The following is an 11,496-nucleotide window of genomic DNA, read 5'->3' as shown; positions in this document are numbered from 1 at the left end:
AACTGCTCCAGGTCATAAAAACCCCGCCAGGATCGGCCGCAAACCTTTGGCCCAGACGGCTTGAGCGAGACGCGGCGCGGGCTGCGGCCGATGACCAACCGGTCATCCCTCACGGCGCAATGTTTGCCCGCGCGGTAGTGTGCGGGATGTTTTGCGTCGACCATCTGGCATTGGGATTTGCCCGAGCCCCCTTAGGCCCATAGAATGCGTCGATGCGCGATGATCTCTCTCTTTTGCTGAACTCCCTCAACGATGCCCAACGCCAGGCCGTAGCGGCCCCCGTTGGCCGTCAGTTGGTCCTGGCCGGTGCTGGCTCCGGTAAAACCCGAGTGCTGGTGCACCGTATCGCCTGGTTGATCCAGGTCGAAAACGCGTCCCCGCATTCCATCCTGTCGGTGACCTTCACCAACAAGGCCGCTGCCGAGATGCGCCATCGCATCGAGCAGTTGATGGGCATCAGCCCGGCCGGCATGTGGGTGGGCACCTTCCACGGCCTGGCACACCGCCTGTTGCGGGCGCATTGGCAGGAAGCGGGGCTGAGCCAGACCTTCCAGATTCTCGACAGCGACGACCAGCAACGCCTGGTCAAGCGCGTGATCCGCGAACTGGGCCTCGACGAACAACGTTGGCCGGCGCGCCAGGCCCAATGGTTTATCAATGGCCAGAAGGACGAGGGCCTGCGCCCGCAGCATATCCAGGCCAGCGGCGATTTGTTCCTGGCCACCATGCGCAGCATTTATGAAGCCTACGAGGCGGCGTGCCTGCGCGCCGGCGTGATCGACTTCTCCGAACTGTTACTGCGCGCCCTCGACCTGTGGCGCGACAACCCCGGTTTGCTGGCCCATTACCAGAAACGCTTTCGCCACATCCTGGTGGATGAGTTCCAAGACACCAACGCCGTGCAGTACGCCTGGTTGCGCCTGCTGGCCAAGGGCGGCGACAGCCTGATGGTGGTGGGCGATGACGACCAGTCGATCTACGGCTGGCGCGGCGCGAAAATCGAGAACATCTACCAGTATTCCGAAGATTTCCCGGACGCGGTGACCATTCGCCTGGAGCAGAACTACCGCTCCACTGCCGGGATCCTCAAGGCTGCCAATGCCTTGATCGCCAACAACACCGGGCGCCTGGGCAAAGAGCTGTGGACCGACGGCGGCGAAGGCGAGGCGATCAACCTGTACGCGGCGTTCAACGAGCACGATGAAGCGCGCTACGTGGTGGAAACCATCGAAAGCGCGCTGAAAACCGGCCTGGCGCGCAGCGATATCGCGATTCTGTACCGCTCCAACGCCCAGTCACGGGTACTGGAAGAAGCCTTGCTGCGCGAACGCATCCCCTACCGTATCTATGGCGGCCAGCGCTTCTTTGAACGGGCGGAAATCAAGAACGCCATGGCCTACCTGCGCTTGCTGGAAGGCCGTGGCAACGATGCAGCCCTGGAACGTGTGATCAACATCCCGGCCCGTGGCATCGGCGAGAAAACCGTCGAAGCGATCCGCGACCATGCGCGCCATGCCGATGTGTCGATGTGGGAAGCCATGCGTTTGCTGATCGCCAACAAAGGCCTGACCGGCCGCGCCGCCGGGGCGCTGGGTGTGTTTGTCGAGCTGATCGAGAACCTGGCCGCCAAGTGCGCAGAAATGCCCCTGCACCTGATGACCCAGACCGTGATCGAGCAGTCCGGGCTGATCGCCTATCACGAAGCGGAAAAAGGCGAGAAAGGCCAGGCCCGGGTGGAAAACCTTGAGGAACTGGTCAGTGCCGCCCGCGCCTTCGAAAATACCGAGGACGACGAAGAGCTGACGCCGCTCGCCGCTTTCCTGGGCCACGCGTCGCTGGAAGCCGGCGACACCCAGGCCGATGAGCACGAAGACAGCATCCAGCTGATGACCTTGCACAGCGCCAAGGGCCTGGAATTCCCCTACGTATTCCTGGTGGGCATGGAAGAAGGCCTGTTCCCCCACAAGATGAGCCTGGAAGAACCCGGCCGCCTCGAGGAAGAACGCCGCCTGGCCTATGTGGGCATTACCCGGGCGATGCAGAACCTGGTGATGACCTATGCCGAGACCCGACGCCTGTACGGCAGCGAAACCTACAATAAGGTGTCGCGCTTTGTACGTGAAGTGCCGAAAGGGCTGATCCAGGAAGTGCGCCTTTCCAACAGCGTCAGCCGCCCGTTCGGCGGTGGACAGCAGCAAAATTCCAGCACCATGTTCGCCGGTTCCGAAATTCCGGAAACCCCGTTCAGCCTGGGCCAGCAGGTCAGGCATGCGATCTTCGGCGAGGGCGTGATCCTCAACTTCGAAGGCGCCGGTGCCCAGGCGCGGGTGCAGGTGAACTTCGCCGAAGGCAGCAAGTGGCTGATGATGGGCTACGCGAAGCTCGAAGCGGTCTGACACCCTCCCCTGTAGGAGCGAGCTTGCTCGCGAAGAACGTCCAGACAACGCGTTCATCCAGAATGCCCGCGTTATCGTTGACGTTTTCGCGAGCAAGCTCGCTCCTACTGAGAGCTGCTCAACATGAAGGTTACGGGCCCGCTCTTGTTTTTAACAAGCGCGGGCCAATATCTGTAATACGTCCTACAGACCATTCGGATTCGGTTTACGCAAAAGCCCGAAACATTATGCCGCTAGCCACTGTCACGACACCTGTGCAACATGGCGCGCGTGCAATCCACAAATGGGAATTCCCTATATGAAACGTTTTCTTAGCATCGCCATGGCGTTGTGCATCGGCTTGACGATGAGTCTCGACGCCAACGCCAAACGCTTCGGTGGCGGCAAAAGCTCAGGCGCGGCGCCGACTCACCAAACCAGCCAGATGGCTCCAACCGCCGGTGCCGGCGGTGCAGCCGCCACTGCGGGCGCAGCCGGTGCCGCTGGCGCTGCTGCCAAGGCCGGCGGTGCTTCGCGCTGGCTGGGCCCCTTGGCCGGTATCGCTGCCGGTGGCCTGCTCGCCTCCATGTTCATGGGCGGCGGCTTTGAAGGCATGCAGATCTTCGACATTCTGATCCTGGCCGTCATTGCCTTCGTGATCTTCCGCTTTATCGCCGCCCGTCGTCGCAAGCAGCAGGAGCACCTGGCTCCAGCCGGCGCACCCATGCAGCGTGAAGTATTCGAGCAGAAGCCTGCCATGGGTTCGATCTTCGGTGGTTCGGCAGCACCTGCCGCTGCCCGTCCGGTGATCAACGCACCGGCCTGGTTCAACGAAGAGCGTTTCGTCGAAGCGGCCCGCAGCCACTTCCAGTCCCTGCAACAACACTGGGACGCTAACGAAATGGACAAGATCTCCGAGTTCGTGACCCCGCAATTGCTGGAGTTCCTCAAGCGCGAACGCGCCGAAATCGGCGACGCATTCCAGTCGACCTACATCGACGACCTGCGCGTACAACTGGACGGTGTGGATGATCGCGCCGACAAGACCATCGCCACCCTGACCTTCAGCGGCGTGTCGAAGACTTCGCGTTTCGACCAGGGCGAAGTGTTCAGCGAAAGCTGGAACATGGAACGTGCCCAGGGCGAGGACCAGCCATGGCTGGTAGCGGGTATCCGCCAGAACGGCTGAAACCTGCACGTTTGAGCAAGCGGTAACAAAAACCCCGGACATGTCCGGGGTTTTCTATTTCACGGTTGCACTTATAGCGAGCTACTGTATAAAACGCCCCTATAAACCGCGCCATCTAGCAAGAGGATCCCGGCCGTGGAAGAAATCATCGAACAATTGCGTGAAGCCAACGAACCGGTCCCGGTTCCCTTGGAGCTGCCTGACGAAGACCAACTGGTTGAGATCGAAGAACAACTGTTCATCGACATCCCGTTTGTCTTTCGCGAATTCCTGCTGACCGTCAGTGACGTGGTGTACGGCAGCCTGGAGCCGGTGACCGTCACCGACCCACAATCCCATACCTACCTGCCGGACGTTGCCGCCAACGCCTGGGATGCCGGCGTCGACCGCAGCATGATCCCGATCTGCCAGGACGGCGATGACTACTATCTCGTCGAAGAAGACGGCACCGTGGTGCTGTGGTCCGGCGAAGAAGAACTCGTTACCGAAGAAACCTGGGAATCGGTGTGGCACTGGGCGCGGGACGTCTGGCTGGAAAGCTGAGGCCTTTGCAGGAGTCGAACTTGCTCGCGAGAAACCTGAGGGCGCCTATGGGTGTCAGGTTTCCCGCATTATCGTTAACGATCTTCGCGAGCAAGCTCGGTCCTAATGCTTATCCTTGTGGTTATCCAACGTTTCCAACAAAGCCACCTGCATCCGCGTATGCACACGGATAAACCAGCGCCAGAGCACCGCCGCCACCGCCGCCGTGACCACGGCGATCAACACCAGCAACTTGTTGGTCGGCAGAATGCTGGCCGACAAGGCTGCCAATAGCAGGAAGATCACCAGCAGCGACAAGATGGGGATCAGCTCTGCAATCACCCGCCGCACGCGCTGGGTATGCCGCCCGGCCATCTCCGGCTTCACACTCATCTCTGCCAACAACATCGACAGCGCCTTGAGCTTGCGATACGCCGCAATCAGGAAAGGCAGCGATAACAGCAGTGCCCCACCCCAGATCAATGCCTTCTGCCAGCTCGGATCACTGATCCATCCCTCCAGGTACCCGCCGATGCGTGCGGCGAAATAACTACCGGCGAAGAAGATCGCGATCACCAGTGCCAGGTTGACCCCGACTTGCAGGATGATCTTGCGAATCATCGAGGCCAGCATCGCGCCCTCGCCCTGAGGCTGAATGCTGCGCAGCCACTCCCCATACATGCCGAAGACCCGGCTCATACGCTTGGGCATCACCGCTGCAATCTTCAATGACAACGGGTCGGCACCGCGAATCAGGTAGGGGGTCAGCAGCGTGGTAATCGCCGAAACAGCCACCGCCACCGGATACAGGAAGTCGCTGGTGACCTGCAGGGTCATCCCCAATGCGGCAATGATGAAAGAAAACTCGCCAATCTGTGACAGCCCCATGCCGACCCGCAGCGAAGTACGGCCATCATTGCCGGCGATAAACGCTCCCAGGCCGCAAGACAGCATCTTGCCCAGCACCACCGCCACGGTGATCACCGCAATCGGCCAGGCATATTGCAGCAGGATGTGCGGGTCGATCATCAAGCCAATGGCGACAAAGAAGATTGCACTGAACATGTCGCGAACCGGTTCGATCAGGCGCTCGATCTTAATCAATTGACGGGATTCAGCCATGATCGCGCCAATCAGAAAGGCCCCGAGCACCATGCTGTATTCCAACTTCACCACCAACAGGCAAAAACCGAAGCACAGGCCCAATACGGTGATCAGCAGCATCTCGTTGCTTTCAAACTTGGCTACGTAAGCCAGCAGGCGTGGCACCAGCAAAATGCCGATCACCAGCGCGACGATCATGAACAAGGACAGCTTGCCGACCGTGGAAAACACCTCGCCGGAGCTGACCGTGCCACTGACGGCGATGCTCGACAGCAAGGCAATGATGCCGATACCCAGGATGTCCTCGACGATCAGCACGCCAAAAATCAGCTGGGCGAAACGCTGGTCTTTCATCTTCAGGTCATTGAGGGCCTTGACGATGATGGTGGTCGAGGAGATCGCCAGGATCGCGCCGAGAAACAGCGAGTCCATGGTGCTCCAATCGAACCAGCGGCCGATCTCGTAGCCGATCCAGATCATCAGAACGATCTCAAGGAACGCCGCGATAAACGCCGTGGCCCCCACCTTGAACAGCTTGCGCAGGCTGAACTCCAGGCCCAGGCAGAACATCAGGAAGATCACCCCCAGCTCGGCCAGGGTCTTGATGGTGTCTTCGTCGTGGATCAGGCCAAACGGCGGGGTATGGGGGCCGATAATGAAGCCGGCGACGATGTAGCCCAGCACCACCGGCTGCTTGAGGCGATGAAACAGGATGGTAACGACCCCTGCTACCAGCATGATCACGGCCAGGTCCTGGATAAAGCTGATGGCGTGCATGGCGAGGGGCTCCTTGAGGGTACCGGCGCTTTTCCCACTTCCGGCCGCGTCTTTGTAGGGTCGCAAAGAGCGGAAGGAAAAGTCTGCCTTGAACGTAAGAAAAGCCCTGAGATGGGCTTTTGAAGGTTAACACCGCGACTTCTGCTGAAAAGCCGGTGCAATATATGGAAACAGATCGCCGCGCGCGTGACGGCAAGCCGCCCACTGGCGTCCCGTTAGGGATGGCGCAGCAAAGACTCCAGCACCCGCAGAGGTGCCCGCCCCCCAACCAATGCCTACAACCCGTGAGTGTGCTATGGAACCCGGAAACGCCCAGCTGTCGATGACGGTATTGATGACCCCTGACATGGCCAACTTCTCAGGCAATGTCCACGGCGGCACCCTGCTCAAGTATCTCGACGAAGTGGCCTACGCCTGCGCCAGCCGTTATGCCGGCCGTTACGTGGTGACGCTGTCGGTGGACCAGGTGATTTTTCGCGAACCGATCCATGTCGGTGAACTGGTGACTTTCCTGGCGTCGGTCAACTACACCGGCAATACCTCGATGGAAGTGGGCATCAAGGTAGTGACCGAAAATATCCGTGAGCGCTCGGTGCGCCATACCAACAGCTGCTTCTTCACCATGGTGGCCGTGGACGACCAGCGCAAACCCGCCGCCGTGCCGCCCCTGCAGCCGCAGAACAGCGAGGACAAGCGCCGCTTTGTGCAGGCCCAGCAGCGCCGGCAGATTCGCCAGGAGCTGGAAAAGCGTTACCAGGAAATCAAAGACGAAACGCCTTGATTCAAAACCTGTAAACCCTCCCACACTGGTTTTTGTGTACTTAGAGGCTAATGGGTGTGGCTTCAAAGCGTACACGAGGGTGAGCAATGCGATCCTGGGCGCGCACCAGTTCCAGTTCATAACTGGCGCAGGCCTGGGTTTCCAGCAGCACTTCATGCACTGCCGCGGCGGTGAATTCAAAGGCCGCGACCAGGCTGTCGCCCAGCAGCACCCGCGCCAGGAACAGGCCCGACGTCAAGTCGCCCACGCCCACCGGCTGACGCGGGAACGCCAGCAGCGGCCGACGCAAGTGCCAGCTGCCGTCTTCGGTCACCAACAGCATTTCGAAGCCGTCAGGGAGTTTGCCCGGGTAATCCAGGTGCTTGACCAGCACCGCCTTGGGCCCGCGCGCCAGCAACGCCTTGGCCATTGCGAGGCAATCGAACAGCGACTGAGGCTTGCGCCCGGCAAAACTGTCCAGCTCCAGCTGATTGGGGCAGAGCAAATCCGCCATGGCCGCAGCCTCGTCCAGCAGGAAATCGCTGACCTCCTGTGGCACGATGCAGCCCTTTTCCGGGTGACCCATCACCGGGTCACACAGGTACAGCGCCTTGGGGTTGATCGCCTTGATACGGGCTACACCGCTAAGGATCGCGCGGCCTTGGGCTGCACTGCCGAGGTAGCCTGACAGCACCGCATCGCAGTTGCCCAACTCACCAATCGCGGCAATGCCTTCCACCAGCGCCGGAATTTGCTGCGGCGCCAACACTTCTCCCGCCCACTGTCCATACTGTGTGTGGTTGGAGAATTGCACCGTGTTGAGCGGCCATACGTTCACCCCGACCCGCTGCATGGGGAATACGGCGGCGCTGTTTCCGGCGTGGCCAAAGACCACATGAGACTGGATCGCAAGCAGATGAGGTGTGCGTTTCATGCGGGAGATTTCCGTCAAGCCGTTGAAATTCTGGCCGCGCAGTATGCGACTAAACGCAGCCTGTACGACAGACCGGCGACACAGTTAAGCTGCTCTCACTTTGTTGGAGTTCATGGAATGCTGACCCTGGGAAACATCTTCGTGCTGATGCTGCTGGCGACCGGCGCCGCCTGGGTCTGGCACAACCACGGCCTGCGTGAGCGCGCGCTGGAGCGGGTCAAGCAGCATTGCGCCAAGCTTGATATCGAACTGCTCGATGGTGCGGTGGCACTCAAACGCATCGGGTTCGTCAAGGATGCCAATGGCCGGCGGCGCCTGGCACGTGTCTACACCTTCGAATTCACCGTGACCGGGGAAACCCGGCATGCCGGGGTTATCACCCAGTTCGGCGCCCACAGTGCGCAGATTGAACTGGCGCCCTACCCGTTCGAGGCCAAGGAGCCGTTGCCCAGCGCCGAGGTGATCGAATTGAGCCAATGGCGTCAGGACCACGCCACCAAGAATCGTCAATAACGACAGGCTGCCAACGCGGCCTGTAATACCGCTACATCCTGTGGCTCGCTGAAGATCAATTCAAGCCGCGAATCCCGCCGCCATTCGCTGGGTCGCCAGGCTAGAGGGCTGTTATCCACAGCGTTGGCCGAGACCCAGCCGTCGACACTGTGGATAACCAGTTTGGCACGCCTCCATTCGAGGCCTGATAGCCAGTGATGCAGGCGGCTGATCTCAAATTGCTGGCTTGGGTGCCAACGCCAACCGATACTCCAGCCGCCCTCCTCGCCCTGGCTCAGACAGATCGGCAGCGCAGGATCACTCCAGATGGCCGGCATTTGCGCCAGTCCCTCAGGGACATCGAAGTTATCCACAGCGCCTTGGGCCTGCGCATCCAAGCCTGGCATCCGCTCAAGTGGCAATCGCGCCTGCCGTGTCCAATAGAGCGTGCATTTGGGTAATTGCGCTTCAATCACCTGACGCTGTGCAGCATCCAGCGCTTCGTCCTTGTTCAACACCAACAGGCCGGCGCCGGCCAATGCCTCTTGCTGTGCCGGTGGCAAAGGCTTGCCCGCCGCCAAGGCCTGGGCATCCAGCACCAGCACAAAGGGCTGCACCGCCAGTACGCCTTGCCACGGCGCCTCTCGCAGCTGTTTGAGCAACTGCACCGGATGACCCAGACCTGAAGGTTCGATAAACAATCGATTCGGCTTGGCCTTACGGAGCAAGCGGCCCAGCCCGACCTGGAACGGTGCACCATTCACACAGCACACGCAGCCCCCGGCCACTTCACCGAGGGCGATGCCATCATCGTCTTGGGTGAGCAAGGCCGCGTCCAGGCCGATCTGGCCGAACTCATTGATCAGCACCGCCCAGCGCTCGTTGGCCGGGCGCTGGGCGAGCAGGTGCTGGATCAGGCTGGTCTTGCCGGCGCCCAACGGGCCGGCAATCACGTGGGTGGGAATATTCTGCAGCATGGGAAGCATCATTCAGACCGTGTGGAGAGCTTGATCCTACCCGGTTATGCCAGCCAATCCAGCGTCAGGATCAACCGTCGCTCATCGGCCTGGAGCGCTGGCGAACGGTGGATCAAGCCATGCCCTTCGTTACCATGCCATTTCGTCCCCTTGAGCAACGCCACTTCGCCGCAGTGAAGCTGCTCGATGCGCTCGGTGGGCTCAGCGTCTGCCTGGCTCAATTGGCGCCGGTCCATGACACCTTCGCGCAACCATTGGCTGCCGATGCCGGCATAGGTGGTGATCAGCCGGACCGGCACATGGTCGACGTGAAAGCGCGGGCACATAGCCTTGTCCAACAGCCGCAGGCGCACGCCGATACGCTTGGCGCCGAGCAGGCAGGCGAATGCACTGACCAGCCACGACACATCGGCAATAAACCCGTTGTAACCTTCAAGGTCACGACAACTGGACGCCAAACCCTGCAGGTCAGGTACGGCGTCTTCGTTGTCGAGCTCAATCACCAAGGACTCGGCCAACGGCTCATTGAGCGCCACCAGTAAGGCGCCGAATTCGGCTATATGCAGGGGCAGTTGGCGCTGCCAGACTGCCAGGTTGACGCCATCTTCGAGAATATCTGACAGCGCCAGCGGGGTTTCCCCACGAGTCTGGCGGATCACGGGGCGCAGGGGAATAACCGGGGCCAGCATCAGGCTACCTGCTCATACCAAGGGCCAAAAGGATCAGGCAGCAGGCGCCAGTTATCGACGCCCAGAGCCATTTCTTCATCATTGAGCAAGCAGGCATCCAGCTCGGCACGCATCTGGTTGAAGTCGATGTTTTGCCCGATAAACACCAGTTCCTGCCGGCAGTCACCGGTGTTCAATTGCCAGTTACCCATGATCGCCGCGACGCTTTCTTCGTCCTGGGGCCATTGGCTTTTTGGCACAAAGCGCCACCAACGCCCGGCAAACCCATGGCGCATCAACCCACCGGCCTGGGACCAACTGCCGGCATCCTGATGTTTGCTGGCCAACCAGAAGAAGCCCTTGGAACGCAGCAGCTTGCCGTTCACCCACGGGCGATCGATAAAGTCGAAAAAACGCTGTGGGTGGAAAGGCCGACGCGCACGGTAAGCGGTGGAGGCGATCCCATACTCTTCGGTTTCCGGCACATGTTCACCGCGCAACTCCTGCAACCAGCCCGGGGCCTGGGCGGCGCGTTCGAAGTCGAAACGGCCCGTGTTGAGGATCTTGTGCAGCGGCACCTCGCCCATGACCATCGGGATGATTTCCGCCTGGGCATTAAGGCGCTCGAGGATCGCCATCAGCTCTTCGCGCTCGCGGCTGCTGATCAGGTCGATCTTGCTGATCAGGATGACGTCGGCGAACTCGATCTGCTCGATCAATAGGTCAGTGATGGAGCGCTCATCCTCTTCTCCGAGGGTTTGGCCCCGTGAAGCCAGGCTTTCAGCAGCCTGGTAGTCGAGCAGGAAGTTCATGCCGTCGACCACGGTGACCATGGTGTCCAGCCGCGCAATGTCAGCCAGGCTTTGCTCGTTTTCATCGCGAAAGGTGAAGGTTTCGGCCACGGGCAGAGGCTCTGAAATACCGGTGGATTCAATCAGGAGGTAATCGAACCGACCTTCCTTGGCGAGTTTTCCTACTTCTTCGAGCAAGTCTTCACGCAAGGTGCAGCAGATGCAGCCGTTGCTCATCTCCACCAGTTTTTCTTCCGAGCGATTGAGCGTGACGTCGCGCTGTACCTCGCTGCCGTCGATGTTGATTTCGCTCATGTCATTGACGATCACCGCTACCCGCAGGTTGTCGCGGTTACGCAAGACGTAGTTGAGCAGCGTGCTTTTTCCGGCGCCGAGAAAGCCGGATAACACGGTCACGGGGAGACGATTGGGCATCAGGTATTCCTCATCAAGGGTGGCCGGTCAAACTGCCCGTTTATGGCGTTCGCGCAGCTCTTCACGTTCTTTGGCTTCAATGCACAGGGTTGCGGTGGGGCGCAGCAGCAGGCGTTGCAGGCCAATGGGCTCGCCGGTTTCACGGCACCAGCCGTATTCACCGCGGGCCAGCAATTCCAGGGCATCGTCGATCTTGTCCAACAGCTTCTTTTCCCGCTCCAGCAGGCGTAGTTGCCATTGACGTTGCTCTTCGGCACTGCCGATATCCGCCAGGTCGCTATTGGTTTCCTGCTCGCGCAGCGCCTGGAACTCAGCGTCGATACGCGCTTGCAGCTCATCGCGCTGAGCCAGCAGCAGCCCGCGGAAGAAGCGCTGTTGGGTGTCGTTCATGTAGTCGGCAGGCGGTTGGGCCAGAAGGTCTTGTTCGGTCATGGGAAGCGGTTCACGGGTCAGGCTGTGTTTTTATGTTATA

Annotated in this window: 11 protein-coding genes; 5 read left to right on the top strand and 6 right to left on the bottom strand. The window is 60.3% G+C overall.

All coding sequences use genetic code 11. The annotated features are described in order from the left end of the window. Positions 1-212 precede the first annotated feature (212 nt). The 3 genes from uvrD (at position 213) to KVH01_RS05345 (ending at position 4,107) form a co-directional block, all read left to right on the top strand. Positions 213-2,396: a DNA helicase II gene (gene uvrD, locus KVH01_RS05355; RefSeq protein WP_124380010.1), complete on the top strand. Its 2,184-nt coding sequence runs from the start codon at positions 213-215 to the stop codon at positions 2,394-2,396. A 298-nt stretch (positions 2,397-2,694) separates the two neighbouring features. Then, a complete protein-coding gene (locus KVH01_RS05350) occupies positions 2,695-3,564 on the top strand; it encodes a Tim44 domain-containing protein (RefSeq protein WP_217880700.1) in 870 nt (289 codons plus the stop codon). A gap of 135 nt (positions 3,565-3,699) precedes the next feature. Beyond that, positions 3,700-4,107 (top strand): SMI1/KNR4 family protein, encoded by a 408-nt coding sequence (locus KVH01_RS05345; RefSeq protein ID WP_124413332.1) that lies wholly within the window; start codon positions 3,700-3,702, stop codon positions 4,105-4,107. Positions 4,108-4,209: 102 nt separating this feature from the next. Here KVH01_RS05345 and KVH01_RS05340 read toward each other — a convergent pair whose 3' ends face one another. Beyond that, a complete protein-coding gene (locus KVH01_RS05340; protein ID WP_217880699.1) occupies positions 4,210-5,967 on the bottom strand; it encodes a cation:proton antiporter in 1,758 nt (585 codons plus the stop codon). A gap of 295 nt (positions 5,968-6,262) precedes the next feature. Here KVH01_RS05340 and KVH01_RS05335 point away from each other — a divergent pair, with 295 nt between their 5' ends. Continuing rightward, a complete protein-coding gene (locus KVH01_RS05335) occupies positions 6,263-6,748 on the top strand; it encodes an acyl-CoA thioesterase (protein WP_217880698.1) in 486 nt (161 codons plus the stop codon). Between the two features lie 40 nt (positions 6,749-6,788). On the opposite strand, the gene pdxY is transcribed toward KVH01_RS05335, so the two are convergent. Further along, a complete protein-coding gene (gene pdxY, locus KVH01_RS05330) occupies positions 6,789-7,661 on the bottom strand; it encodes a pyridoxal kinase PdxY (protein ID WP_043048174.1) in 873 nt (290 codons plus the stop codon). Positions 7,662-7,778: 117 nt separating this feature from the next. Between pdxY and KVH01_RS05325 the strand changes: the two genes are divergently transcribed. Then, positions 7,779-8,174, top strand: coding sequence for a DUF3301 domain-containing protein (locus tag KVH01_RS05325; RefSeq protein WP_043048175.1), 396 nt, complete (start codon positions 7,779-7,781; stop codon positions 8,172-8,174). On the opposite strand, the gene KVH01_RS05320 is transcribed toward KVH01_RS05325, so the two are convergent. From KVH01_RS05320 to dksA, 4 genes are read right to left on the bottom strand one after another with little or no spacing between them, the layout of a single operon-like run. After that, positions 8,168-9,130, bottom strand: a complete 963-nt coding sequence (locus KVH01_RS05320; RefSeq protein ID WP_217880697.1) for a CobW family GTP-binding protein — start codon at positions 9,128-9,130, stop codon at positions 8,168-8,170. The genes KVH01_RS05325 and KVH01_RS05320 overlap by 7 nt on opposite strands. Before the next feature lie 44 nt (positions 9,131-9,174). After that, a complete protein-coding gene (locus KVH01_RS05315) occupies positions 9,175-9,819 on the bottom strand; it encodes a DUF1826 domain-containing protein (protein ID WP_217880696.1) in 645 nt (214 codons plus the stop codon). Continuing rightward, entirely contained in the window at positions 9,819-11,024 is a 1,206-nt protein-coding gene (zigA, locus tag KVH01_RS05310) for a zinc metallochaperone GTPase ZigA (RefSeq protein WP_217880695.1), read from the bottom strand. Before zigA ends, KVH01_RS05315 begins: the two co-directional genes overlap by 1 nt. Positions 11,025-11,051: 27 nt before the next feature. Further along, positions 11,052-11,456, bottom strand: a complete 405-nt coding sequence (gene dksA / locus KVH01_RS05305; RefSeq protein ID WP_217880694.1) for an RNA polymerase-binding protein DksA — start codon at positions 11,454-11,456, stop codon at positions 11,052-11,054. Between the last annotated feature and the right edge of the window lie 40 nt (positions 11,457-11,496).

It is taken from the genome of Pseudomonas khavaziana, assembly GCF_019145205.1.
Taxonomy (GTDB): domain Bacteria; phylum Pseudomonadota; class Gammaproteobacteria; order Pseudomonadales; family Pseudomonadaceae; genus Aquipseudomonas; species Aquipseudomonas khavaziana.
The sequence above is the reverse complement of the archived record's forward strand: the minus strand, read 5'-3'. Positions and strand labels throughout refer to the sequence as shown.